The sequence below is a fragment of the Sulfitobacter sp. D7 genome, assembly GCF_003611275.1.
Lineage (GTDB): Bacteria > Pseudomonadota > Alphaproteobacteria > Rhodobacterales > Rhodobacteraceae > Sulfitobacter > Sulfitobacter profundi.
The window spans coordinates 80434-104922 of record NZ_CP020697.1 but is presented as its reverse complement, the minus strand read 5'-3'; the positions used below and the strand labels follow the sequence as shown (position 1 = coordinate 104922).

At 59.9% G+C, this 24489-nt stretch carries 20 protein-coding genes and 1 pseudogene; 4 read left to right on the top strand and 17 right to left on the bottom strand.

Annotation, left to right across the window (positions count from 1 at the left end):
• Nucleotides 1-393: 393 nt before the first annotated feature.
• A complete protein-coding gene (locus tag B5M07_RS18530) occupies nt 394-732 on the bottom strand; it encodes a DUF736 domain-containing protein (RefSeq protein WP_065331090.1) in 339 nt (112 codons plus the stop codon).
• A gap of 650 nt (nt 733-1382) precedes the next feature.
• Between B5M07_RS18530 and B5M07_RS18520 the strand changes: the two genes are divergently transcribed.
• Together B5M07_RS18520 and B5M07_RS18515 are read left to right on the top strand one after the other, a co-directional pair.
• Complete coding sequence (locus tag B5M07_RS18520) at nt 1383-1724, top strand: type II toxin-antitoxin system RelE/ParE family toxin (protein ID WP_064225051.1); 342 nt, start codon at nt 1383-1385, stop codon at nt 1722-1724.
• Nucleotides 1721-2014, top strand: coding sequence for a helix-turn-helix domain-containing protein (locus B5M07_RS18515; protein ID WP_064225043.1), 294 nt, complete (start codon nt 1721-1723; stop codon nt 2012-2014). The genes B5M07_RS18520 and B5M07_RS18515 overlap by 4 nt, the downstream gene beginning before the upstream one ends.
• A gap of 8 nt (nt 2015-2022) precedes the next feature.
• On the opposite strand, the gene B5M07_RS18510 is transcribed toward B5M07_RS18515, so the two are convergent.
• The 15 genes from B5M07_RS18510 to B5M07_RS18440 form a co-directional block, all read right to left on the bottom strand.
• Complete coding sequence (locus B5M07_RS18510) at nt 2023-2934, bottom strand: DUF2493 domain-containing protein (protein WP_064225044.1); 912 nt, start codon at nt 2932-2934, stop codon at nt 2023-2025.
• Between the two features lie 298 nt (nt 2935-3232).
• The gene (locus tag B5M07_RS18505) at nt 3233-4279 is read right to left on the bottom strand and encodes a DUF7146 domain-containing protein (protein ID WP_064225045.1); all 1047 of its coding nucleotides are present in this window, start codon (nt 4277-4279) and stop codon (nt 3233-3235) included.
• Nucleotides 4276-8673, bottom strand: a complete 4398-nt coding sequence (locus B5M07_RS18500; protein ID WP_037930959.1) for a strawberry notch-like NTP hydrolase domain-containing protein — start codon at nt 8671-8673, stop codon at nt 4276-4278. Before B5M07_RS18500 ends, B5M07_RS18505 begins: the two co-directional genes overlap by 4 nt.
• A 515-nt stretch (nt 8674-9188) precedes the next feature.
• On the bottom strand, nt 9189-9818 hold the full coding sequence (locus B5M07_RS18495) for a hypothetical protein (protein WP_037931030.1): 630 nt from the start codon (nt 9816-9818) through the stop codon (nt 9189-9191).
• 105 nt (nt 9819-9923) lie between these two features.
• A complete protein-coding gene (locus tag B5M07_RS18490; protein ID WP_037930962.1) occupies nt 9924-10400 on the bottom strand; it encodes a DUF6915 family protein in 477 nt (158 codons plus the stop codon).
• Nucleotide 10401: 1 nt separating this feature from the next.
• Nucleotides 10402-10785 (bottom strand): DUF6878 family protein, encoded by a 384-nt coding sequence (locus B5M07_RS18485; protein WP_009804230.1) that lies wholly within the window; start codon nt 10783-10785, stop codon nt 10402-10404.
• Between the two features lie 80 nt (nt 10786-10865).
• Nucleotides 10866-11162: a hypothetical protein gene (locus B5M07_RS18480; protein WP_009804229.1), complete on the bottom strand. Its 297-nt coding sequence runs from the start codon at nt 11160-11162 to the stop codon at nt 10866-10868.
• Between the two features lie 116 nt (nt 11163-11278).
• Complete coding sequence (locus B5M07_RS18475) at nt 11279-11659, bottom strand: DUF3768 domain-containing protein (protein WP_009804228.1); 381 nt, start codon at nt 11657-11659, stop codon at nt 11279-11281.
• A gap of 126 nt (nt 11660-11785) precedes the next feature.
• Nucleotides 11786-13957, bottom strand: a complete 2172-nt coding sequence (locus tag B5M07_RS18470) for a ParB/RepB/Spo0J family partition protein (protein WP_009804227.1) — start codon at nt 13955-13957, stop codon at nt 11786-11788.
• 149 nt (nt 13958-14106) lie between these two features.
• Complete coding sequence (locus B5M07_RS18465) at nt 14107-14565, bottom strand: acyl-CoA thioesterase (RefSeq protein ID WP_007120589.1); 459 nt, start codon at nt 14563-14565, stop codon at nt 14107-14109.
• A 73-nt stretch (nt 14566-14638) separates the two neighbouring features.
• A complete protein-coding gene (locus tag B5M07_RS18460) occupies nt 14639-15520 on the bottom strand; it encodes a helix-turn-helix domain-containing protein (protein ID WP_254694020.1) in 882 nt (293 codons plus the stop codon).
• 52 nt (nt 15521-15572) lie between these two features.
• Complete coding sequence (locus tag B5M07_RS18455) at nt 15573-16775, bottom strand: CaiB/BaiF CoA transferase family protein (RefSeq protein ID WP_037930974.1); 1203 nt, start codon at nt 16773-16775, stop codon at nt 15573-15575.
• On the bottom strand, nt 16775-17929 hold the full coding sequence (locus tag B5M07_RS18450; RefSeq protein ID WP_037930977.1) for an iron-containing alcohol dehydrogenase: 1155 nt from the start codon (nt 17927-17929) through the stop codon (nt 16775-16777). The genes B5M07_RS18455 and B5M07_RS18450 overlap by 1 nt, the downstream gene beginning before the upstream one ends.
• Nucleotides 17930-17947: 18 nt before the next feature.
• On the bottom strand, nt 17948-19108 hold the full coding sequence (locus B5M07_RS18445) for an acyl-CoA dehydrogenase family protein (protein ID WP_037930980.1): 1161 nt from the start codon (nt 19106-19108) through the stop codon (nt 17948-17950).
• Nucleotides 19109-19123: 15 nt separating this feature from the next.
• A complete protein-coding gene (locus B5M07_RS18440; RefSeq protein WP_037930983.1) occupies nt 19124-19918 on the bottom strand; it encodes an IclR family transcriptional regulator in 795 nt (264 codons plus the stop codon).
• 171 nt (nt 19919-20089) lie between these two features.
• Between B5M07_RS18440 and B5M07_RS18435 the strand changes: the two genes are divergently transcribed.
• Both B5M07_RS18435 and B5M07_RS18430 read left to right on the top strand, forming a co-directional pair.
• Complete coding sequence (locus B5M07_RS18435) at nt 20090-21544, top strand: NAD-dependent succinate-semialdehyde dehydrogenase (RefSeq protein ID WP_224769585.1); 1455 nt, start codon at nt 20090-20092, stop codon at nt 21542-21544.
• 8 nt (nt 21545-21552) lie between these two features.
• Nucleotides 21553-23592: an FAD-dependent oxidoreductase gene (locus B5M07_RS18430; protein ID WP_037930989.1), complete on the top strand. Its 2040-nt coding sequence runs from the start codon at nt 21553-21555 to the stop codon at nt 23590-23592.
• On the opposite strand, the pseudogene B5M07_RS18425 reads toward B5M07_RS18430, so the two are convergent.
• Nucleotides 23580-24328 (bottom strand): annotated as a pseudogene (locus tag B5M07_RS18425) (IS5 family transposase); the annotation flags it as partial. The gene B5M07_RS18430 and the pseudogene B5M07_RS18425 sit on opposite strands and share 13 nt — an antisense overlap.
• Nucleotides 24329-24489 lie beyond the last annotated feature (161 nt).

Sequence of the window (24489 nt, the reverse complement as noted above, 5' to 3'; positions counted from 1 at the left end):
ATGCACTCCCGCAGCACGATCGAGTCTAGATGCGGCGACAAGCTATAGTGAGCGGCGAAAAAGGCGGCCCAACATATGGAACCAACGGTGCGGCCTTCTGCGCAGCACTCAACTCGAACGGCGCGGTAAAAATACTTTAACCTACTGTTTTAAAATACATTTATGTAACTGCACGGCTGTCAAACGGCACATGGCTTGAAGCGTCGAAACGCCTAGCGGATCCGCAAACACGACAGCCACGCAGCGAGCTGCATCAGAAAAGTTCTACATCTGAACCGTGGTCACTTGGTTCCGTCAAACACATCGCCCATGCCACTCCAACACATAATAAATCGTGTCAGTGCCATAGGAGACAACGAGAATCGGCTGGGTTGCCCCAGCCGATTCTTTGCGTCACGCGGCGTCTTTGGGGCCCCAGGGGATGATCGCCTGCAGGGACAGATCGTCCTGGCTTGCCGCCTTGCCGAGGTTGGCGTTGAAGCCGTGGTCGCGGATGGTCAGCGTGTAGTAGTCTGCGCCGGTCTCCTTGTTCTGCTTCTTCCAGATGCCGCCGCATTCGACCAGCTTGCCGCGCGGGGAGCGGCCGAGGACGCGGTGCGTGGGGGCCATCGGGTTCGAGCTCGCGACGGGTTCGACCGTGATGTCGAGGTCGAAGGTCAGGGTCGAGATGGAGCCGACGCCTTTGGCGGTTTCGATGTCGGCGCTGGTGAATTTGATGCAGTTCGTGGTCATTGCTCTTCTCCTTGTTTGCGTTGCAATGATGGTCAACTTGCAGCTGGCCAAGGCCCGGCCACACCGAAGGCGAAGCGCAGCGGAGAGGGGCAGGCGCCGATCTTTTTGCCGCGCGAGGATTGGCCCACCCCTGTTCTTTGGTGGGTCAGGGGAAAAAGATCGGCGACAACCTTTGTGGACGGGACGACAGCTGCGACCAGCATGTCATGCAACTCAGACATCGGGAGAAGTGCGGTGGCCGCGAAGGAAACTGGGTGAACAGCCGAGGGAGTTGCCACCAGAATCTTGGCTTCTTACTAACTCACAGAAGATGAGACATCGTCCAGACGTCAAAGTCGCATCCCCAGGATCACTAACGTGCCGATAGTCTTCGCTGAAGCGCCCAAGATGCGGAGGAGTGCTCGACGCGAACAGAGCGTGGAACGAAAGGCCGGGTCGCCACGAGACACCGCAACCATCCAATAGCCCTAAATGACAGCCCGTCTGGTTGGTTCGGTCAGAAAATGCGACAAGATATTTGGTCAAGGGCCGCCGGTACCAACGGACAGAGCATACTGCCTAGCTCTAGCATCAGTTGCCAACTTGCCCTTCCAGTGCGCATACTATACGTCATTGACACATACGCCGCCAAAACCTATATGGAACTGACGATGACGCGATTGCAGACAGTGGTCGAACTGCCCGAATTCCAAAGGCGCGCCAAGGCAATCATGTCGGACCAGGAGCGTGAGGCGGCGATCAACTTCATTGCCGCCAATCCGGAAGCGGGCGTCTCTCTTGGCGGCGGATTACGCAAAGTCCGCATCCCGAGAGAGGGGAGCGGCAAGAGTGGCGGCTTCAGGACGGTGTATGTCTTTGGCGGGACCCATATGCCGATCTTTCTGATCACGGTCTTCGCCAAGAATGAGAAAGCCAACCTGTCAAAGACCGAACAAGCTGCTGCGGTAGAGATGAGCAAGGCGCTTGTCGCGAAATATGGAGACGCAACATGAGTGCATTTGAAACCGTATCCAAGGGCCTCGAAGAGGCTCTGGCCTTCGCGAATGGCGATTTGGCCGACGCCAAAGTGCATGAAGTTTCCGTGGCGGAGGTCGATGTCGCCGAAGTCCGGCAACGGACGGGCCTGTCCCAGGCCGAGTTTGCGAAGAGCATTGGCGTCGCGAAAGGTACGCTCCTGAACTGGGAACACGGGCGCCGGCACCCGACAGGCCCAGCACAGGTTCTGCTGGCATTGATCGCCAAGAAGCCTTCCGTCGTACAGGACCTCTTGCGCGGGGCGTGAACCGGGGCCTAAGCCCCGATCCTCTTGATGCGGATTCCGAGCTTGCGGGCCTTGTCGACGATGTTCTCGGTGATGCCCGAACCGGGCGTGGCAATCAGACCCTGTGGCATGGTTTCGAGCATCTTGTCGTTGCGCTTGAAGGGGGCGGCCTTGCCGTGGCTCTTCCAGTCGGGCTTGAAGACCACCTGGGTGATCCCACGGGTATCTGCCCAGCGGGCCGCGATCATCTCGGCGCCTTTGGGCGTGCCACCATGCAGCAGCACCATGTCGGGGTATTTCGCATGGGTGGCATCGAGGACGGACCATATCAGATCGTAAGCCTGATAGTCCCCGCCTGAGAAAGCGATCCGCGTGCCTTCGGGGCAGTGCACCTCGGTCTCCTTGCGACGCTTGGCCGAGAGATAGGCCCGGCTGTCCACCACGGCGGAGGTGAGGCCGCGATGTGAGACCTTGGATCCGGTGCGGGGGAGCCAGGGCGAACCGGTGGCGGCCGAGAAGTGGTCTACGGCCAGATCGCGCATCTGCTCGAAGGCGTCGCGATGGTCCCAGAGCTTGAGCCCGATCATCTGGAGGCGCTCGAGTTCGACCGAGGCGACCTCGGAGCCGTCCTGTAGCCCCAAGCTTTCCCTGACCTCGAATTCGTTGTCGTCGAGAAGCTTCTGGATATGGGTGAGCCGACGATGGAAGATCGAGGTGAGGGACCAGAGCATCTCTTCGAGATTGTCTTCCAACTGGCTGCCAGTGAGGAGGCCGATGGTGGTGTCAAAGAGGGTCGCCATGGCGAGTTCGACTTCGTCGGGCTGGGGCAGGGGGCGGTGATCGGTCTCGCCGGGTCCCGGTGTTGCGCCGTGAAGTGCCAGGTGGTCGAGGATGCCGGAGGTCACGCCGGTCTCCTCTTGGATGTCTGTCTGATGGGGCATTGTCTGGTTCCTCTGTTTGATCTGACCCGATTTGGATGGGGCGATATCAGGACCGGCGGCGACCGGGCCGCATCCGTCAGGATCGGAGCGCAGCGGAGAATGCGCCCAAGGCCGGAAAATTGCTCCCGCGAGGAATGGCCCGAAGGGGCAGGGGAATTTTCTGGTTCGGGGGGCATTGCTGCCCGGGCGAGGGGCACTCTGCCCCGACCCGCCGGTCCATCGCTCCCCTTATCCAAACGGGATCAGATCGAACCCGCGGAACCTTTGCCCTGTCCGGCATCACCGGGGAGACTGGCGCTCATCCGTCCTCGATCTCCAGACCGTTTGCCTTCATGGCCCCTAACAGAGACCGGCGCAGCGCATCTCTGCCAAATGTCCGCAGATCATCGTTGAAATCGCCCAGTTCAGGGACGAGATAACCGCAGGAAATTCCTCGATATTCCAGTTGGTTACGCAATCTTATGGATGCATTGCGTCCGGCATCGTCATTGTCCCGCGCGATCCAGATGCGCTGAATCCCCGGCGATGGAATGAAGAGGCCGAGATGGGTGGCGGTGAGACAGGAGGCGAGGTCGAACTCCGGGAGAGCCGTTCCGATTGAGAGGGTGTTTTCGAGCCCTTCGCCGACGATGAGATCCGAGCGACCCGCGCCGGCCCAGAAGCGGATGGCATGGCCGTGCAGCTGCCCAAGGATCCGTTTGGGTCTCTCGATCGTGGCCAACCCGTCGGTAGACGGGTCGAGATAGACCCGCGCGCATCCGGTGATCTGGCCCCGTTTGTCGGTGATCTTTGCGAGCAGGGCAGGGGCCCTTCGCGGCTGATCGGGATCGTCCTCGCCCTGCCGCAGGAAGACTCGAGGGTGATAGCGCAGGGCAGGTCCAAGCCGTGTGATGCCGCGCCCCTGCAGATAGGTGGCGGCCGGGGTGCCAAGCACCGGCTTGCCAGCGGCAAAGAGCTTCCGCGCCCGCGCGATGCGTTTGGCGGAGGCTGCATCAGGGCGCTCAGCCCTTTGGGTGTCTCGAGGTGCGGCAGGGCAGGGGGCCTCGCCGAGAAAGGACCGGGCCTCCCTCAGCGTCTCCTTGAGCGTGACCGACCCAAGCCGTTCCTGCAGCAGGTCGATGAGATCGCCATATTCACCCGTCGCGAAATCTTGCCAGGATCCGGCCTTGCGCTCACCTTGAGCTTGCAGACGGATGGCGAGGCTTTGGCCCTTTGCACCGGACGTGTCGCCGACCTGCCAATAATTGCCCTGCTTACGACCCTCGGGGAAATACTGGCGGCAGAAACTCTCGGCACGGTCTGCCAGAGCGGCCGAGAGGTCTGCGATGCTGCGCCGCGCGCTCATGCGGCGACATCCGCTGCGCTGGCACCCACCGGGTGCTCAGCCAGAACCCGCGCCAGCACGTCAGTGCCATCCACTGGGATGAACACCCGAGTCTTCCACTGGATCACCTCGGCAAAACAACCCATCGCTTTCAGACGGGGCAGGGCCGCGCCCGACGCGCCGATCAGCTCAAGTCTCGGCTGTCCCATGACCAACGACCGGCGCAACTGGTAGCCGCCGAGGAGGTTCAGGGTCGTCCTGGCTTCCATCACCGCGCTGAGCACTTCCTGCGGCGACATCTCGATCTGACAATCGAGACCAAGGCGTGAATAGACATTCAGGAGCTGCTCCTGACTGACGAGACGGCCGATAGCGCGCTCCCCGTCCTCGGCCTGCAGGCGGTAAATGCGCATGTTGTCGGCAGGAAGCCGGTCCCAGATCGGCAGGAGGAGGCCGCAGATCAGCGTGATCTTCGATGTGGTGAACTGCGGCACCGCGTCGACCTCAGCCTGCCAGAGCTGTTCGAACATCGCATCGTCTATCTCTTCCCAGTGCGATTTCGAGAACTCGGTGAGGGCGAGGATCTCGGTCGCCATGGGCCGTAGCAGTTTCACCCGCAGGATCGGTACGCCATCCTCATCCATGAAGGCCGGCGCCTTCACCATCAGGGCCGCGCGTTTGGAGGTCTTGTTCCAATAGAGCGTCGCGCCTTTGTTATCAGCGCAGATGGCTTTCACGCGGGACAGGGTGAGCGGATCGTTTCGATCCGTACGCTCAACGGTCAGGGCGGTGGCCGTCGCCCCCGTCGCCTCATGTTCGAAGATCACCTTGCGGTCGACGATCTCGAATTTTTCGGCGCGCAGGGTCTCTAGCCCGACGTCCAGCGTGCCAGCCTGCCGTGCGTCCTCGATGATGGCCGAAAGTAACCCGCCGAAAGCCTCGAAGATCGCGTCCTGCATGTCGATCCGCAGTGCCAGACAGCGGTTCAGGAACTGCTGGATAGGCGGCAGATTCTCTTTCATCGTGCCATCCGCCTCATCGAGTGTCAGCCCGGTCATCTCCTGGAACCTGGCATATGAGCAGGCGTCGATCTTGCCCGCCCGCAGCTTGTAGAAGAACTGTCGCAGCGCCGCGCGTGCGTAGGGGCTCTCAAGATTGTCCTCGGCGCGGAACATGTTCTGGCCGCCGGTTTCGCGCTGCCCCTTGGTGATCGCCCCGAGCGTGTCGAGGCGGCGCGCGATGGTGGAGAGGAACCGTTTCTCACCCTTCACGTCTGTTGCGACGGGTCGAAACAGCGGCGGCAGCGCCTGATTGGTGCGGTTGGTGCGCCCGAGCCCCTGGATCGCATTGTCGGCCTTCCAGCCGGGCTCAAGGAGGTAATGCACCCGCAGGCGCTGGTTCTTGGCCCCGAGATCGGCATGATAGCTGCGCCCGGTGCCACCGGCATCGGAGAAGATCAGGATGCGCTTGGCATCATCCATGAAGGCCTGGGTTTCTCCGAGGTTGGAGGAAGCGGGACGCTTCTCGACCTTGAGCCGCCCCTCCCGCGTCTTCACGATGCGCCGTTTGCGCCCCGTGACCTCGGCCACAGCCTCCCCTCCGAAATGCCAAAGGATCTGGTCGAGAGCACCCTGTACTGGGGCGAGGGCACCGAGATGCTCGACAAGCTCGTCCCGCCGCCGCTCCGCCTCGCGGCAAATGATGTGATTGCCATCGCCATCGACGGCCGGGCGCGAGCGCAGATCCCCGCTCTCGTCGGTGTAAGGCTCGAAGAGCCGCGTCGGGAAGGAATGCATCAGGTAGTCCATGATGTTCTCGCGCGGCGTAAAATCGACCTGCAGATCATCCCACTCCGAAGGCGGGATCTCTTCGAGACGCCGTTCCATCACCGCCTCGCTGGTCGACACCACCTGGATCACCGCCGAATGTCCCGCCGCCAGGTCCGCCTCGATGGCGCGGATCAGCGAGGGGCATTTCATGGCGGTGATGAGGTGGTTGAAGAAGCGCTGCTTGTTGCTCTCAAACGCCGAGCGTGCGGCGGATTTGGCCTGAGGGTTCAAGGTGCCTGTCTCAGACGAAATGCCAGAGGCTTGTAGGGCAGCCTCAAGGTTGGTGTGGATGATCTGGTAGGCATCAGCGTAGCTGTCGTAGATCGCGACCTGGGCGGGCGTCAGCTCATGGACCAGCATCTCGTATTCGACCCCGGCATAGGAGAGGGACCGCGCGAGATAGAGCCCAAGCGCCTTCAGGTCGCGGGAAATCATCTCCATGGCGGCGATGCCCCCGGCCTCCATCGCGGCGACAAATTCTGCCCGCGTCACGAAGGGGAAATCTCCCGTGCCCCAGAGACCGAGGCGCGAAGCATAGGCAAGATTGCCAACGACCGTCGCCCCGGTGGCCGAGACATAGAGTACGCGGGCGTCGGGCACGGCGTTTTGCAGCGCGAGGCCCGCAAGGCCTTGTTGAGAGGCCTTTTTGTCGCCGCGGTCGGACTTTTCGCCGGCGGCATTGGCCATGGCGTGGCTTTCATCAAAAGCGATGACCCCGTCGAACCCCTCGCCGAGCCAGGAGGTCACTTGCTCGAGGCGGGCAGCCTTGCCCTCACGTTCAGCCGAGCGCAGCGTGGCGTAGGTAACGAAGAGGATGCCCTCGGGCAGGCGTATGTCGCTGCCTTGGCGGAATTTTGAGAGCGGCACGATATCGCTTTCACGCCCGCCGAGCGCCATCCAGTCGCGTCGCGCATCCTCGATGAGCTTGTCGCTCTTCGAGACCCAGACCGAGCGGCGACGCCCCTGCAGCCAGTTGTCGAGAATGATACCCGCGACCTGTCGCCCTTTACCGCATCCAGTGCCATCACCGAGGAACCAGCCCTTGCGCAGGCGGAAGGCGCCTTCGTCACCCTCAGCCGCTGCAATCAGTTGGCCTTCGATCTCGCCACGCTTGAACAAGCCTTTGAGATGCGTCTCGTGTGCATTGCCCGCGTAGATCACGCTTTCGAGCTGCGGCGCAGAGAGGAGACCGTCTCGAACGAGGGTCTTCGGCAGAACGGGGCGGTAGCTCGGCACGGGCGGCGGCACCGAGGCCATGGCGGCGGATTGCACAAGTGCTGTCGGATGCTCCGCCGCGCCGTCGATCCGGATCGCCTGCAGGTCATAGACCTCGTAGACCGTGTCCTGCAACGTGCCATAGGGTTCGCTCCAGGCTTTTGGCAAGTAGTCGAGCGGGGCCGTCTCGATGTCGTCGAACGGATGCTTCGCGCGTTCCTCGGCGAGCGCACGGGTTTCTTTGCGTGCTGCGTTGCGCAGGGCGTGGAGGTTGGTGCGGGTCGGCTGAGACGGGACCGAAAGGGCCGATGTGGTGGGGCAGGGCGGGGGGCTGCGGCGTTCCGGGCAATGGGCGAGTACTACGGAGAGAAGATCACTCGTGGTCGCGCAGATCGGATGATAGGCGGCGTCAATATCAGCCGGTGCGGTCTCTTCAGCACCAGCCGCGCGCTTATCGATTACCGTCAACCGCGTGTCGATCGTGGTGCCATGCCGTGCGAAGACCTTGCCGTCGATGGGGGCCGAAAACACGACATCGGCGCTCTGGCCGATCCGCTGAAATGTCGACTGGAAGGATTTCAAAGAGGGACGGAAGCTTTCGCCGGTGATGACGACAAGCCGCCCACCAGGCGCGAGGCGTGCCAGGGCGGAAAGCACATGCTGACTGGTCGCTTGCCTAAACCGGCCCTCGACATGGTTGGCAGCGGAAAACGGCGGGTTCATCACCACGACCGAGGGCGTGATCGAGCGATCAAGACGATCGTCGATCGAGGCAGCATCGTGGTCAGATACGGCGGCATCGGGGAACAACTGCCCCAGTAGGGCGCGGCGCGTGTCGGCAAGTTCATTCAGCGCCAACCGTGCACCAGCGATCTTTGCAAAGATGGCCAGCATGCCCGTGCCCGTCGACGGCTCGAGCATCAGGTCGTCGTCCCGAAACCCGGCGGCCTGCGCGACGATGGCCGCGAGGGGCAAAGGCGTGGAAAACTGTTGCAGACGGATACTGTCTTCGGAGCGGCGCGTGTGAGACGGGGCCAGAGCCGTGAAACGTTCGATCATGGTGAGGAAGGCCTGCGGCGACAGTGCCTGACGCTGCATCAGCGCGCCGTAGCGCGAGAGTATAAGGATTTGGGCGACCTCGGCCGCCTCATAGGCGTCTTTCCAGACCCAGGCACCACTTGTGTCACTGGCACCGCAAGCATCTTCCATCGCGGCGCGAAGTGCGGCGGCGTCGATGGACCTGCCTGCCTCGAAAACGGGGACGAGGATTTTCGCAGCCTGCATCAGGTTTTGGGCGAAGCGTGGGGCATCCGGCAGGGCAGGGGCTTCGGGCTCGGTTGCAAGTTGGACGGAATGGGGGTGAGCGTTCATCGGCAATCTCCGGGGTTGAGGGTTGGCCCCGAGCCCCGCGTGCACTCTCTCACCCGGGAGGGGTCACCCCTCCCGCCCTGTCTCTCACTCTTTCATGGCCTCGAAAACTGAAGTCTTGGCAGCGAAAACTTATCCACAAAATCTGGGGATGACGCTGTGGGCGTTGTCGCGCAAACCCATGCCAGGCTGCTGGGACACGGCCGTGCCTGCATTTTGGGCACCTCCAGCGAAACGGACCCGACACACAGCAAGCTCGGGGACCGAATGGTCAACGAGGAGAAATCGCAAGAGCTCAGAATGGGGATCTGCAAATAAAAAGGCGACATCCGGGAGGAGGTGGATGCCGCCGATTATTCCGGATCGGCTCAGGGAGGAGGAGAGAACCGATCACAAGAGCGAACATAGGAGCAATGCTGCAGTCGCACAATGGGCGGGCTATGACTTTTCTGCAATGCAGCAATGCATGTCCGCGATCGGGTGCTGCCCATAGTTCCGGTGTGTGGCGGCGAGTTATTCTATGGATATGCGGTCAATGCACCGGTCGCGGGTGGCGCATGGGGATCGGACCGAGGAACGGCATTCCGCGCCTCCGGCAAACAATGCGTCTCATAGGCGCCAACAAACCCCCAGCAAGCGTCGATCTCCTCGCCACCCTGTTCGACGATGTAACCATAGACACGCCCACCAAGGTAAGAATCGTAGTCGGCGGTCTCACCACGTAAGATGTCTACAGCCTGTTCGCGCAGGGCCTTGGTCACGCGTTTTACACCGAATTCCTTTCGGACCGCTTCGAGCGTCACGTAGACGTAACCGACCTGCCCAGAATCCCACGGGCAGTGGAACCCGACGGTGTTCATCGCGAGACCGGAATGGTCATAGAGAAACACAGGCAGAATGATTGCCTTCCGCTCGGCGCGGTCCCGCAGACGATCCATCGAGAGATCGCTCTGATCCGAGACGCCCGCAAGATCGCGCAGGAACGCCTCAGGGCTGTCGTACTGATGGCTGTCACCCAGCCGATAGCGGCGGTGCCAGCAGATCAGCGTACCGAGGTTGCACCACTCTCGTGGGTCCTCAGCGTCGGGGTCGTGGTAGATCTTGATCGTGTGGCCCTGGTGGACCTCCTCGTAGACGGGATCTTGCATGTCCATGTCCTTTCTCGAAACGCAATCGACCCGCCAAGCCGGTTGTGGCGCAGGCGGGTCGATCTGGATGGGATCAGATGGTTGGTGAGTTTGCCGCCCGGCGGATCAGGCGGCGGCGCGATTCTGGCGATGCTGGACGTGCTCGACAGAGACCTTGAGAAGCCAATCCTCAAAGCCAAGAATGGTCTGGTGACCCGCAACCGCCTGGACCCAGGCCGCACGCGGATCGCTGCCGATCTGCGTCGGGTCGTTGTCGATCCGGCCATTGGCCATCCACGGTTCGGGTTGTATGCGTCCGAGCCAGTCAGCCAGTGACGGGATACGCCCCTGGCAGTCTTCGCGCACATGCTGCTCGCCGATCCAGCGGATCGGAACGACCCGGCCCGCGCTGTTGATCAGGCTGCGACCGAACACCCGCTCGGCATCATAGATCCCGACCGTATGATGTTTTTGGGCTCTGTGAACAAAGAGACCTAGGTGCTCTTTAGATGAGTCAAACCAGTCATGCACATGTTGGTAATCATCTGGAACACCGCCAAATCTACGGGCCGAGCTTTCGGCGTGGTGGAGAGGATGTGCCATGTCAGAGCCCCTCATGTTCTGTGGTGTCGGTCTCGATGAAGCGGTTCGAGTGGCTGACATCGATCTTGTCCGTCTCGAGCGCCCAGGTCAATTCGCCATAGCCGCCCTCGTTGTTTTCGAAGCCAGGGCTCAGCGCATAGGCAAAGTCCCAGCCGAAATCTTCGACCCGTCGCCGCAGCTCTTCTGTCAGGGTAATCGTGTCAGGCGTCACGACGACCTCCTCGACATTGCCGGAATCGCCATAGCCTTCATATTGCACGTCGAGGCCGGTCACGCCGAGGCCGCGCAGTTCGGTGAGAAGGGCTGCGCGGGTCTCGACCCGCTGTTCGGCTGCCCGTCTCTGGGCTTCGAGCATCTGCGCGTAGAAATCATTTGCTTGTGTCATATCTTCGGTCCTTTGGAATTGAGGGAGGGTGAGGGCGACCGTCTTGCAGGCCGCGCCCCGGAGGTTTCCTTTGGGGGGCTTCAGGCCGCAGCGTCGCCGCGTTTCTCAGCCGTCCGGTCAACCAGGTTGAAATACAAATTCTCGGTCGCGCGCTTGAACCCCGGCGGTTTGCGCGGAGCGAGGCAGCGCACCGAGGCGCTGCAGCTCTCGCCGTGCTCCATCGCGAACTGCGTCACTTGGTCGATCAGATCATCCATGCCCGCGGCCTCGATGCGCTTTTCGGGGTAGTTCGCCAGCATCTGGAACTGGGTGACGACGAAGGCGCCATCGCGATGTGCGGGATAGAGGGTGATCTGGTAGTCGAGTGTCTTGGCCATCTCTGGTCTCCTGCGGCAGGCCGGACACGATCATCGCGCCCCTTGGAACCCGCCAGCCCGAAAGGACCGCCCTTTGTGCAAGGGCGATCCGTGGCGATGTCGGTGAAAAAGGGGCGTCAGTATTCCGACGGCAGAAGCAGGGTCAGGACCCGGCGCGTCTGATCAGGATCGGAGGGCTCAGGCGAGCCATAGGTGTAGTCGACGTCGTACAGGTCGATCTTGAACCAGACCTTCGTGCCGTCGAGGTCGATGACGCCCATCTCGTGCCATCCTTGCGGGTCGCTGTCAGCGTTGAACGCGTCAAATGAAGCCACGCTGCGGGTGAGAGCAAGCTGGGCATCGGGCCCAAGCGCTGCAACGCCACGGGTCATCACGAACTGGCCCTGCGGGGCATCGGTGACGAGGATATTGCCAAGGATAGAGCGACGAAAGGCGTCATTCTGCGAAGCGACGAGTGCGGCTTCCTTAACGGGATCGAGGTCAAGTGTGGTGGTCATGGGATATCTCCGGGACGGGCCCGCCGATCCGATATCGGCTGTTGGTAACCCGTCAGCCGGAAAGGGCCGCCCTCGATGTGAGGACGGCCCAAGGCTCATGTCGTGATCAGGTCAGCGTGCGGCTCGTCAAGCCGCATCCTCGCTGAGGAAGGCGGGCAAGGACGACGGTTCATCGCTCTCGGCGTCGCTCAGAGAATCTTCGGCGGACACATCCCCCTCCTCGGTCTCCGGCGCTTCGCCTGCCATGTCGGCAACAGCCTCCGCCGCACCGGCAAACACCATCCCGTCGGGCAGCCAGCGCGTCGTCCTGACAACCGTTGCGGCGTCGAACCCTTCCGTCTCGCCGGCCGTTTCCGCGAAGGCCCGCTCCATCGCGGCCGCGATATCGCCCTTACGCTCGCGATTGCGATCTTCGGCGTAATCGTCGCCAATGAGCTTGCGCGCGGTAGCGACCGCATGCCCCTTGTTGACCCGACCCCAGTAATTCTGAGCAGTCGGGCGCCAGCAGGCCGCCACATCGACGTCAAGACGCGCGCCGATCTCCTCGATGATCGGGGAGGGGCGATTGTCGGAGGAAAGCTGCGGCTTGACTGCCAGACCCGTCGCCCAGGCGAAAAGCGCCTGCTTGGCGGCAATGGGCAGCGCCGACATCGCCCGGAAGTTTTCGGGCTTCTCCAGCGTAATCCAGTCGGTGGCGAGGCCCTGCTCCAGCGCCTCGAGCATCTTCTGGGCAACAGTATCCGAATGCAGCACCTCGCGGTTCTGCGCCTGGAAGGGCCGGATCGAGATATCGAGCGCCTCGTTGTTGTAGGACCGCCCCAGAGCCTGCTCGCAGAGCGCGTAGAGCATCGCATCGAACGCCACCTCGAAATCCGCCGCCAGATGCGCCCGAAGGATATGCTGACGCGTCGCGCGCAGATCGTCGGCGAGGCTCGCCGAAATCCCGTTCGCCTTGCGCAAGGTCGCGGCCGGGTCGGAGGTGGGCACCGGTGTCGAGGAGGTTGGCGGCGTCACGTTCGGGCGGACAGGAGACGGGGCATCACCCGCGTCAGCACTATTTTCGCTCGGGACGACCGCAGCGGGGATATCTTCTGGCCGCACGAGGCCTTTCTCGACACGCAGCGCGCCGTCATGACCGATGGTCAGAACCACGCCCGCGATGGCACGATCTTCGTCCGCGTAAGGCTGCCGTTCGCGTTGCAGGGCCTCGATCTCGCGCAGGCGCGGCTCGATGGCATAATATTCTTCCGTCTCCGCGTCCGTCCAGTCCTCGCCGTCATTCTTCGCCGCCAGTTCTTCCTCGCGCGCAATGAGACGTTCTTCTTCGGTGAGCAGGTCCGGATCGGGGTCGATGTCCTGCGGATAGACCCGCCCGAAGCTGCGAAACGCGCCGTAATCCACCGAGAGATGCACCTCGACCCATTTCCACGTTCCCTCGAAGGTTTTCGCCGCAGCCTGCAGCTTTTCGATGGCGAGACGCTCTAGGAGTTCGGGGTTCTCCATATGGGCGCTGGCGCGGTCGTCGAAGAGATCGCGCAGCAGAACACCACCCGCCGCCTCATAGGCCTCAATGCCGACAAAGCGCCCGATGGCCGAGTTCGCCGAATGGGCGGTCTCGGTAAGATGGCGTTTGATGCTTTGCGGATGGATGTGATAGCCGCCCTTCACTGCGTTCCAGACCGCCAGCTGGCGATCATGGTCGTCGGTCAGTGTGAAAGCCATCACGCATTCAAGGGTCAGATCACCCGCGCGGAACTGCTCGATGATCTCGGGCGCGACACGGGCGAGTTTGAGGCGGCGGCGCACCAGGTCGACGGAGACGCCGAATTTGAGCGCGATCTCGTCTTCGCTGCGGCCCTCGGCGATCATCGCCTCAAAAGCCTCGAACTGGTCGGCGGGGTGCATCGCCGCGCGCTGGAGGTTTTCAGTTGCAGAAGTAAGGATGGCGTTGCGCTTATCATCGACGAGGCAGGGCACGGGGTGATCGGCGGGGATGACGCTGTCCTCAGCGAGCTGCTTCAGCGCCTTGAGGCGACGACCGCCGGCATCGACTGCAAAACGTGTCTCTGACAGCGCATGAACCACCAGATTCTGTTTAATTCCGGTCTCGCGGATACTGACGAGGAGCTCAGCATCGTCGCTGGCGCTGGCCGCAACTTTTCGAACGTTGAGCGGGCTCGGCTCCAACTGGTCGAGCGGGATCATCCGGATGTCGGTCCCGCCGCCAGGCACGGACAACTCAGTGGCTTCGGTTTTCTTCGCAGTGGCGGGTTTCGGGCGGGTTGTGGTCTTGGCCATGGTCAGGGTCCTTGTCACGCCGGACCCGGAAGAGCCTCTCTCTATCCTTTCAAGCCCGGCACCCGGGCTTCCCTTTCTCTGGCTTTTTCTTGTGTTCCCTTACATGAGATCGTTTTGCACAGGCTTTGCTGTCTCCAAAGCCTACAGGCCTAGCTCACTGTTTGATTTTCCGAACCCACTTCCGCGAGCAAAATCTGCCGAATTGAGCTTTCAATTTTGACTTTACCAAATGTTGAAGCATCTCGGAAAACTGACTTCGTTTCGCATTCGAAGCAAATCAAGTCATGCTGACGGCCGACAACTTTTAGACCAACTGAACTTTCCCCGACATGGACCACATAGACCTCGCATGCTAGGTTCGCGCCTGCTTTCACCGGCGCATGGAATTGTAGGTCCATAGAGACAAAAGGCATGGCCGTGTTTCTTTCCGTGAGTAGAAAAAGCCAGCCCCGGCCTGAAAGCAAATCGTCCCAGAAAGTCTCGATCGCTTCCAGCGCGAAATTCGTAATCCGGCCAGTAAAGGCGATTCCCAGCTGGTCACAGTCGCCAAAGAAAATCCTGCGTTCGAAGGCAAATCGTGGTTTAAATTCTGTTTCTGGTACATTCATTGCAGCGTTACGGGCTCAACATTTCTTTGTCTCTGGTGCGTGACAGCGATAGGAAGGAATAGTTTTCCGGTCATTATGCCATGCGCCGGAATTCGGCGGGGGTCGCGCCTGTCATTTTTCGAAAAGTTCGACTAAAATGACTCTGATCTGCAAAACCGCAGTCAAGCGCGACCACTTTCAGGGGGGCATTACCCTTTCTCAGCATCTCCTGGGCCTTCGATATTCGCTTGCGCAAAACATATGCATACGGTGCCAACCCAAACTCCGCCTTGAACTGACGCGAAAAGTGAAACTGGCTGAAACCGATAGATGCGGCCATGTCTTCCAGACTGAGGTTTTCACCTAAGCAGCTTTCAACGAGATCGATGATTCTCTGCCTTTGAGCAGGGCTGAAGTTCGAGTTTGCGTCGCTGGTCAAAGAGACCTTGGCGTACTTACGCAGAAGGTGAACGGCGATCTGGCTGCGCAGGGCGTCGATGATCAATCTCTGGCCGATTCCACCGTTCTTTAGCTCATTCTCTAGCAATTGGATGCAGTTCAGGATACAGGGGTCCTTCGCAGATAGCCAATCATTGATCTCAATGGACTTCGGGTCACGATCAAAGACCGAAAGGGCCGTGTTTTCGAGTTCGCTGTGATTGAGATAGACGTGTCTAACCGTGATAGGCTCGGACCAACTCCAAGTGGATTCCTCTGCACGCGTGAGCAAGGAAATCCTACCTTTCTCTACGCGCGCGCTTTGCCATGGGCCGCCACTCGTGCGGCGCATAGTGGTTGGCGCGCCATCATATGCAACAATCATATAGTCGCGCATGGGGGGAATTGCCGCGTCTTGTCGCTCATAACGATAGCCCTTCAGGGTAATGCCGTTCCAGTTGCACCCGGAACTGTCCAACGTAGTCGTGCCGGGAATCCATTCGGGTATCCGGTCCGGTGATATGAGCAGTCTTTCCATCTTGGCCTCCCTGAACTTTTTCACGATCGTCCGCTTGAGCTGAAATTTCGGCTTAGGTCGTCTCGCGCATCCGCGGTTCTTCTCGAACGATATCCGCTTGAGTCAATCTATCGATTTCAGCTTCTGTCAGTCCAGCCTCGCTAAGCAACTGCCTACTATGCTGCCCGAAGCGAGGCGGTGCCGCGCGAACCGCTCCGGGGGTACGCGACAAGCGTGCTGGCACGCCGGTGCCGCGGTAGGTACCAACTGATACCACCATGCCGCGATGTCGGGTGTGTGGATGCTCCAACGCTTCATTCACATTCCGAACGACTCCGGCGGGAATCCCAGCTTTCAAAAGCACCGGCTCAAGTTTGAAGGCGTCATGTTGCACCAGGCACTCTGACAAGACCTCTGTCATCTCTGACCGATGCGCAAGACGCGCGGCATTGTCGGCAAATCGTGGATCGCAGGGCACCTCAGGTAGGCCAAGCACGTCACAGAGTTTTGCGAACTGACCATTGTTACCGATAGCCAGATAGAGTTTGCCATTACTTGTTTCGAACATGTCGTATGGTACGATATTTGGATGCCCATTGCCGGTCGCCATTGGTATCTGTCCGGACATGAGGGAATTAGCCGCTTGGGGATGCATCATGCTGATCGCGCAATCATATAGCGGCACTTCGATGGCTTGGCCCAATCCGGACCGGCCCCGTTCCAAAAGTGCGGCGAGAATAGCGTTACAGGCGATCAGACCGGTGCCGATGTCCACGATGGGCGTACCCATGCGTGTCGGGCCTTCGGAGGGATTGCCGTTGATGCTCATGAGGCCCGTCATAGCTTGTACCACGGCGTCATAGCCGGGAAAACCGCCAAGTGGGCCATCGGAACCAAATCCAGTCACGTGGCAGAGTACCAGTCTAGGAAAACGTGCCCTGAGAACATCATCATAACCAAGCCCCCATTTTTCAAGAGTACCAGACTTAAAATTGTGAACTAAAACATCTGCATCCTGAAGAAACCGCAATATCAGGTCGCGCCCTTCCGGTTGCTGCAGATCGATAGCGATGGACCGCTTGTTGCGGTTGGCGCCAGAGAAATAGGCGCTGAGTTCATCATTGAAAGGCGGGCCCCAACTGCGGGTCTCGTCGCCCAGAGGCGGCTCCACCTTGATGACCTCAGCGCCATGATCCGCAAGCATTTGGGTGCAGTAAGGCCCGCCCAGCACGCGGCTGAGGTCGACCACCTTGATCCCGTCCAATGAGCCAGCCATCAAAGCGCCTCCTGATAGAGGCGCGACACATCTTCGGCTGTCATGTCGCGCGGGTTGGTCTCCAGCAATCGCGTGATACCGGTCACGACCTCATTAGCCATTCCGGGAATGGCTGCCTCGGTCACTCCGACACCAGAAAGTCGAGACTCAAGTCCGCTTTCGACTAGCATCCGTTCCATCTCGTCGATCAGGCCATGGGCCGCAGCCGCATCAGAGTTAAAAGGCCGCGAGGGCAGTAGTAACCGCGATAGACGAGCATATTCAGCTTCTGCAACGGGCATGTTGAACCTCATCACTGGTCCTGCGACCAGAGCGTTTGCGTGCCCGTGAGGAACCTTGAAACCTGTTCCCAGTGGGTATGACAAGGCATGAATCGCCCCCACGCTGGCATTAATGAAGGCCATCCCAGCCAGTGTCGCCCCCAACAGCATGGCCTCTCGCGCTGACAGGTCCGAAGGCGTTTCCATGACGATTGGTAAGTTCTGACCGAGAAGCACCAGCGCTTTGTCCGCCATTCCATCGGAAATGGGATTCTTTCTGGTGCGACTGGTTACTGCCTCAATGGCGTGAACCATTGCGTCTAACGCCGTGGCCGCTGTGATGTGACGAGGCATTCCCAATGTTAGCTTTGCATCTAGCAAGGCAACGTCAGGCAGAAGCTGCGGTGCATATACCGCTTTTTTTTCGTGGCTTTCCGAAGTCAGCACGGACACCCATGTTACCTCTGATCCGGTCCCTGCCGTGGTTGGCACCTGAATCAGTGGCAAGCGTTTATCGGTGACCTGATTGATCCCGATCATGTCCGTAATCGGTTGATCGTTGGCTACCGCCGCTGCGATGACCTTGGCAGTGTCCAGTGAACTGCCGCCGCCAAGTCCGATGATTCCGTCAGCACCAAAGGCCCGCGCGACCTCTACCGCGGCCTCGACGACAGCGATCGGGGGGTCCGCTTTGACTTTATGAAAAATCTCAACCTCGATGCCAGCAGCCCTAAGTGAGGCGGCTGCCTCGTCCGCAAAACCACAGGCCAATATGCCCGGGTCCGTCACGACCAGCGCACGGGTGCAAGACAAATCTTGCATCAGGCTGCCGATCCGGCCAAGCCCACCGCTCTCGCAGACGATCCTCGGGGTGGAAAGGAAATTGAAGTCCATAGTTTGTCTTCGCTCCTGTTAAGCTGCTGCAGTGCGGATCATATTCCGCGCGATCAGTATTTGCTGAATCTGGGTTGTCCCCTCGTAGATGCGGAAGAGACGCACATCGCGATAGAAGCGCTCGACCGCATATTCGGCCATGTATCCTGCACCGCCGTGGATTTGCACTGCGCGATCGGCCACTCGACCTACCATCTCACTGGCAAACATCTTGCAGCAGGCAGCATCAGTCGACACGTTCTGACCAGCGTCCTTGCGGCGTGCTGTTTCTTCGATCATGCAACGCGCTGCGAAGGCCTCGGCGCGACTGTCAGCCAGCATGGCTTGGATCAGTTGCTTTTCAGCGATGGGTTCACCGAATTGTTTGCGTTCAATCGCATAGGATAGGCTGTCACGGATCAGCCGTTCGGCGGCGCCCACACAGACGGCAGAAATATGCAGTCGGCCCCGATCAAGGACTTTCATTGCCGTTTTGAAGCCCTTGTTCAGACGGTCCGGCCCGCCGATGATGTTCGAGGCAGGCACGCGGACATTGTCAAGGATGACGTCGCATGTGTGCGAACCCTTCTGCCCCATCTTCCTGTCAGGCTGGCCAAGCGTTATGCCCGGCGTCCCTGCCTCGACGAGAAAAGCGCTTACGCCGGCAGAACCTTTCACCTCTGGACTGGTCCGGGCAAAAACCGTGAATAGATCGGCACGCGGCGCATTGGTAATGTAGCGCTTCGTGCCGTTCAGTAGGAAATCGTTTCCATCACGCCGCGCAGTGGTGCGCAGACCGCCAGCATCCGAACCAGCATCTGGCTCGGTTAGGGCGAAGGATGCGATCATATCTCCGGAGGCGAGAGCTGGTAGATACTTCGCCTTCTGCTCGTCGGTTCCATCGATGATGATTCCCTGCGAGCCGATCCCGTTGTTTGTGCCAACTAGCGACCGGAACGCAGGCGAAGCCTGGCCAAGAACGAAAGCGGCTTGCACTTCCTCTATCATCGACAAGCCAAGCCCGCCGAAATCCTCCGGGATCGACATGCCGAAAAGGCCCATCGTGCGGATTTCATCGACCAGCATAGGCGGAATCACATCTTCATCGGCGACGCGATCCTCGTAAGGGATTAGTCGCTCTTTCACGAAGCGGTCGAGCGCGTCGAGAAACTGGGAAAGGGTATCTGTATCAAGGGCCATTATGCTCTCTATTGTTCAGGGTGCGACCGCCGCAACGCGGCGGACAAGATCGACAAGGCGGTGCGCGACGTCGCTTTCGATCCAATCGCGCGTAAGGGTTTGCGAAGGACCGCCGCAGTTGAAGGCAATGATGGGTGAGCCGTCCGTCGGCACGAAGGGCACTGCTACTGCGTTCACATCACGCTTCCACTCCGTGAAGGACGTGCAATAACCGTACTGTTGGTAGTCTTCGATAGCTGCTTCGATTCCGGGCTGCACATTCGGCCAGTTGTCACCCTCATGTTCCTCCACAAGGGCCAGAATTCTGGCCTGCTCATCCGGGCCGTGTGCCGCTATGCAGGCGCGACCAACCGCGGTAGTGGCCAGTTTAATATGGGCACCAACCTCAATCGCCAGCGTGACGGCGTTGGTGCCCTTGCACCGCTCTAGATAGACCATCGATAGTCGGTCACGACTGGCCATGGCCGCCGGCATACCTGTGTAATCGGCTAATTCCTGCATAAAGGGCTTTGCGAGTTGCCGCAGCGGAATCCCTGCAAGGCAGGAGAAACCCAGCGAAAGCACTGGAGGGGCCAGTCGATAGCGTGCTGTATCCGGATCGTAGCTGAGGTATTCCAGCTTGTTCAGTGTATAGGCCAGCCTTGAGACCGTCGATCTGCTCAGGCCAGTGCGCTCGGCCAACTCACCATTCCCCAGAGCTTCCCCTTCCCGCCGAAAGGCCCGCAACAGCTCCAAGCCGCGCGCCAACGCCGTGACAAAATCGCGGTCCTGTCTCTCGGCGTCCTTGGTGCGGTCTTTCCTTGGTCTCACGACATCCCTCCTCGGGAAGAATTATGCGTCTTGAAACACATCTAAACGATCGATAACGTCCGCGTCAATACTGCGGTAAACTTTTCCGCTATGCGGAAAACTAAAGTCGTCCATCTGGTCCCCTTCGTGCCGGATCCTGCGGATGACACAACTGAGCGAGGGCATAACGCCATGAAAGAAATGAATTATCCGACCATCCAGCACCTCATCGGACGGGACTGGATCGCTTCTCCCACGCCGGAGGATCGTGCAGTCATAAACCCTGCAAACGGGCAAACTATCGGACAGATTCCGCAGGCTAGCGCCGCAGATCTGGACCATGCGGTTCACTCGGCCGAATCAGCTTTTCGCCGATGGAAAAACAGCTCTCCCATGGAACGAAGTGCAATTTTGCGACGGTTTGCCGACCTGCTGCGCCAAAATGACAGACTGATCGCTGGCTGGATCACTCTCGATGAAGGCAAGCCGCTGGCTGAGGCCTTGGCTGAGGTCCGCGCCTCAGCTGACCACGTCGACTGGCACGCCGAGGAATGTCGGCGCATTTATGGGCGCATCATTCCATCGCGCAGCCCGGGGGTACAGCAGCTTGTCGTGCGCGAACCGATAGGCGTCTGCCTTGCCATCACGCCTTGGAATTTTCCGCTGAGCCAAGCGGTACGCAAGGTCGCGGCGGCGCTTGCGTCAGGTTGCACGATGATCTTGAAAGCCCCGGCAGAGGCTCCGGCGGGCTGCATGGCAATTGCGCGCTATCTGCTGGATGCAGGCTTGCCCGAAGGCTGTCTGAACCTTGTCTGGGGTAATGCGGCCTTCATTTCGGAAACTCTTATTGCGCGCCCCGAGGTGCGCAAGATCACCTTCACCGGTTCGGTCGAGGTGGGCAAGCATCTGGCAGAATTGGCTGGCCGCCACATGAAGCGGGCGACGATGGAACTCGGCGGTCACGCGCCCGTATTGGTGTTCGACGACGCCGATGCCACGGCCGCGGCGCGCGCCTTGGCGGGCAACAAGCTGCGCAATGCAGGCCAGGTGTGCATCGCCCCAACCCGGTTTTACGTACAACAAGGCATCTACGACCGATTTCTGTCCGAGCTAGTTTCAGCATTTGAGAGCGTAAAGGTGGGCGATGGTTTAACCGAGGGCACACAGATGGGGCCATTGTGTCATCGCGGACGCGTGAATGCGATGGAAAAGCTCGTCGAGGATGCCCGCGAAAACGGTGCACGGGTGTTGACGGGAGGCAAAAGGGTTGGGAATCATGGTAACTTCTATGCCCCGACAGTCGTCGATACGCCCAACGACGACATCGACTTGATGCGCGAAGAACCCTTCGGCCCGATTGCTGTCGTCTCGTCTTTTCGTGAAATAGAGGACGGACTGTCGCGGGCCAACGGGCTACCCTTCGGGCTGGCGTCCTATGTCTTTACCAATTCGTTGGAGCGTGCAGATAAAGCAGCTGCGGGTTTGCAGGCAGGTATGGTAAGCATCAACCAGTTCGGCCTGGCTCTGCCCGAGACTCCGTTTGGCGGCGTAAGAGACAGCGGCTATGGGACTGAAGGCGGGACAGAAACCTTCGAAGGCTATCTCAATACCAAATTTATCTCGCGCAATCGAGCGCCAGTGCTGTGAGGATGCCCATGCCTGTTGAATTAAGCTTCTCAAATGGCGCAGCAATTCTGACCATAGACAATTCGCCGCTTAACCTAATCAACGCGGAGGTTCGGGCTGGAATACAACAATGTATCTTCCAAGTCCTCGAAACTGGCGCTACCAGGCTGATTATCACCGGCGCAGGAACGACGTTCGTCGCGGGCGCGGATGCGAAGGAATTCGGACAGTTGCCTGTTGATCCACAACTAAATGACGTGCTGTTGCAACTTGCGCACCTTCCGATTCCGACTATCGCAGCCATCAACGGGGCTGCGCTTGGTGGGGGACTAGAGATTGCTCTGGCTTGCTGCTATCGCATCGCCTCAACTTCTACCAAACTGGGCCTGCCAGAGGTAAACTTGGGGATCGTGCCTGGCGCAGGGGGAACCCAAAGACTGCCGCGACTTATCGGTATTGAAGCTGCGCTTGACATGATCGTCACCGGGAAGGCTGTTTCCGCCGAGCAGGCACTGAAAATAGGACTGATCCAGCTGCTAGCCGATGACCCGCTTGGCGCGGCCATAGCTCTCGATGACGCTGTTCTAGAGGCGGCACAGGCACCCGACAATCTTCCTTCACCAATGCCAAACCACTTCGCAGCGGAAGTCGCCCGCGCGCAGGTAGCGCGGCGTATGCCTGGCCAGAATGCCCCGCATGTTGCGGTGGACCTGGTCGCGGCCAGCGCGATGACGCCGCTGCACGACGCACTGGCCAGCGAGCGCGCTGCGTTTTTGGACCTTCGTGCCTCGGATCAGGCGCGGGCCCTTAGGCACGTTTTCTTCACCGAGCGTACCGCAACCAACAAGGGGCGCACCTACCCCCGACCTTCCCGAGATGCTGAAACCGCCATCGTGGTCGGTGGTGGTAATATGGGAGCAGCTATTGCGTACACGCTAGCGACCGCAGGGATCTCGGTGACTGTCGTCGAACGCAGTGCCTCGTCCGCAGAGTGGGCCAGAGAAAACCTGCAAAAGCTGATTGATCAGGGTATCAGTCGCGGCATTCTGTCCCCCGATGCGGGAAAGGCGGTTGAGGACCGGCTGGTTACGGTCTCAGGCTATGACGCTCTGCCACCAACCGATCTAGCAATCGAGGCGGCCTTCGAGGATTTTGCGGTCAAGAGCGCGATCTTGACCGAACTCGAAGGTGCTCTGCCGCCCGAGACGATTATTGCCACAAACACATCCTATCTCGATGTAAATCGGCTTTCTGATGGGTTGAAGCACCCAGCACGCTTTGTAGGGATTCATTTCTTCAGTCCTGCGCATATTATGAAGCTTCTGGAAGTCGTCAGGAGCGACCGAACGTCAGACGATACATTAGGTGCAGCATTTGTGCTGGCGCGCAGGCTTGGTAAAATCCCGGTACTGTCTGGTGTTTGCGATGGCTTCATCGGAAACCGAATTTTGTCTAGCTACCGTCACGCCGCTAATCGCCTTCTGGTGAAGGGGGCTATTGTCGACGAGATCGACGCGGCTATGCGCGGATTCGGTATGGCGATGGGTCCATATGCTGCACAGGACATGTCGGGGCTGGACATCGCCTACGCGAATATCCGTCGCAAGGCCGCTGCAGAAGGGAACTGCTGTGGTCACATGCCCTTGGTCGAGCGGCTGGTCGAAAAGCACAAACGCCTAGGACGCAAATCGGGCGCCGGATGGTACGACTATGGGCCGGACGGCAAACCCTCACCTTCGGAGCTGGTCGCTAGCGAAATACTCCGTGTCTCAGAAGAAATGAACTTCACTCGCCGGGAGTTCTCAGCTGACGAAATCGTAGAAAGGCTCTTGCTCGCAATGGTGGCGGAAGCCTGCGATATCCTTGACGAAGGCGTCGCAGAAAAACCGCAAGACATCGACCTAGTAATGATTCACGGCTACGGATTTCCCCGCTGGCGGGGAGGCCTGATGCACCACGCCAAAAATATCGGCAAGGATCGGTTGGCCGCGCTGTTTAGCGCGCTTGTCAAAGAGGACCCTTGCGACTGGAGGGTGCCTCGTTATTTAGAAAGGGTTTTCGCGACCTGACGGTCAAAGTCCCGCGCCATAAGGCGCTGCCCCAGCAACTTAACACAGTGCATCTTCGTCTCGACGCGGCTTAGGCGGTGATGGTCTTCCAAGACTTTGCGTTCTTACCTGGTGGGATAACGGCGTGGACGCCACGGTCCGCAATCGCGTCCTGGCATTTTCGTGTGTCATACGCACCGTCAGCCGTGACACTGCTGGTCTGCCGGGATCTGTTCAAGAAGGTTGGGTAACACTGGAGCGTCACCGATGTGGCTCCCGGTGATCTGAACAGCGCGCACTTCCAACGTTTGCTCGTCGATCCCGAGGTGGATCTTGCGCCAGACCCGTCGCTTGGGGCCGCCATGCTTGCGGGCATGCCACTCACCTTCAAGCTTGATCCCCGTGCTGTCCACCAACAAGTGCAACGGCCCTTTGGAGCCGCGATACGGGATGTTCACGGCCAGGGTCTTCTGGCGCCGGGACAGGGTGCTGAAGTCGAGCACCGTCCAGTCGAGACCGATCAGCCGCAACAGGCTCTCGACGAACCCGGTCGCCTGTCGCAAGGCCATGCCGAACAGGACCTTCATCGAAAGACAGGTCTGGGTCGCGGCGTCGCTGTAACTCTTCTGCCTGTCGGCACGGCCTCCCAGCTCATCTCGGGGTCAAACCAGATCGTCAGCGAGCCACGGCGCTTGAGCGCTTCGTTATAAGCGGGCCAGTTCATGGTCTTGTATGTCGGGGTTGTCGGTCTGCTCATGCACCTCAGCTACCACGCTGGATTCATAAGATGAGTCCGACACGGGATTTGTGCATGCATGCCCCCATTGGTGCAAGTGATTTTTTGAACGGCGCGAGCGTGTGATCGGGTGCGGTCATGTATCAGGCCTCTGTGTGCGGCGCTGATGTAACCGCGGGCCG

Excerpts from the sequence above, each read along its gene's own strand:
- B5M07_RS18530 (WP_065331090.1), bottom strand. The coding sequence starts at position 732 with ATGACCACGAACTGCATCAAATTCACCAGCGCCGACATCGAAACCGCC.
- B5M07_RS18520 (WP_064225051.1), top strand. The coding sequence starts at position 1,383 with ATGACGCGATTGCAGACAGTGGTCGAACTGCCCGAATTCCAAAGGCGC.
- B5M07_RS18515 (WP_064225043.1), top strand. The coding sequence starts at position 1,721 with ATGAGTGCATTTGAAACCGTATCCAAGGGCCTCGAAGAGGCTCTGGCC.
- B5M07_RS18510 (WP_064225044.1), bottom strand. The coding sequence starts at position 2,934 with ATGCCCCATCAGACAGACATCCAAGAGGAGACCGGCGTGACCTCCGGC.
- B5M07_RS18505 (WP_064225045.1), bottom strand. The coding sequence starts at position 4,279 with ATGAGCGCGCGGCGCAGCATCGCAGACCTCTCGGCCGCTCTGGCAGAC.
- B5M07_RS18500 (WP_037930959.1), bottom strand. The coding sequence starts at position 8,673 with ATGAACGCTCACCCCCATTCCGTCCAACTTGCAACCGAGCCCGAAGCC.
- B5M07_RS18495 (WP_037931030.1), bottom strand. The coding sequence starts at position 9,818 with ATGCAAGATCCCGTCTACGAGGAGGTCCACCAGGGCCACACGATCAAG.
- B5M07_RS18490 (WP_037930962.1), bottom strand. The coding sequence starts at position 10,400 with ATGGCACATCCTCTCCACCACGCCGAAAGCTCGGCCCGTAGATTTGGC.
- B5M07_RS18485 (WP_009804230.1), bottom strand. The coding sequence starts at position 10,785 with ATGACACAAGCAAATGATTTCTACGCGCAGATGCTCGAAGCCCAGAGA.
- B5M07_RS18480 (WP_009804229.1), bottom strand. The coding sequence starts at position 11,162 with ATGGCCAAGACACTCGACTACCAGATCACCCTCTATCCCGCACATCGC.
- B5M07_RS18475 (WP_009804228.1), bottom strand. The coding sequence starts at position 11,659 with ATGACCACCACACTTGACCTCGATCCCGTTAAGGAAGCCGCACTCGTC.
- B5M07_RS18470 (WP_009804227.1), bottom strand. The coding sequence starts at position 13,957 with ATGGCCAAGACCACAACCCGCCCGAAACCCGCCACTGCGAAGAAAACC.
- B5M07_RS18465 (WP_007120589.1), bottom strand. The coding sequence starts at position 14,565 with ATGAATGTACCAGAAACAGAATTTAAACCACGATTTGCCTTCGAACGC.
- B5M07_RS18460 (WP_254694020.1), bottom strand. The coding sequence starts at position 15,520 with ATGGAAAGACTGCTCATATCACCGGACCGGATACCCGAATGGATTCCC.
- B5M07_RS18455 (WP_037930974.1), bottom strand. The coding sequence starts at position 16,775 with ATGGCTGGCTCATTGGACGGGATCAAGGTGGTCGACCTCAGCCGCGTG.
- B5M07_RS18450 (WP_037930977.1), bottom strand. The coding sequence starts at position 17,929 with ATGGACTTCAATTTCCTTTCCACCCCGAGGATCGTCTGCGAGAGCGGT.
- B5M07_RS18445 (WP_037930980.1), bottom strand. The coding sequence starts at position 19,108 with ATGGCCCTTGATACAGATACCCTTTCCCAGTTTCTCGACGCGCTCGAC.
- B5M07_RS18435 (WP_224769585.1), top strand. The coding sequence starts at position 20,090 with ATGAAAGAAATGAATTATCCGACCATCCAGCACCTCATCGGACGGGAC.
- B5M07_RS18430 (WP_037930989.1), top strand. The coding sequence starts at position 21,553 with ATGCCTGTTGAATTAAGCTTCTCAAATGGCGCAGCAATTCTGACCATA.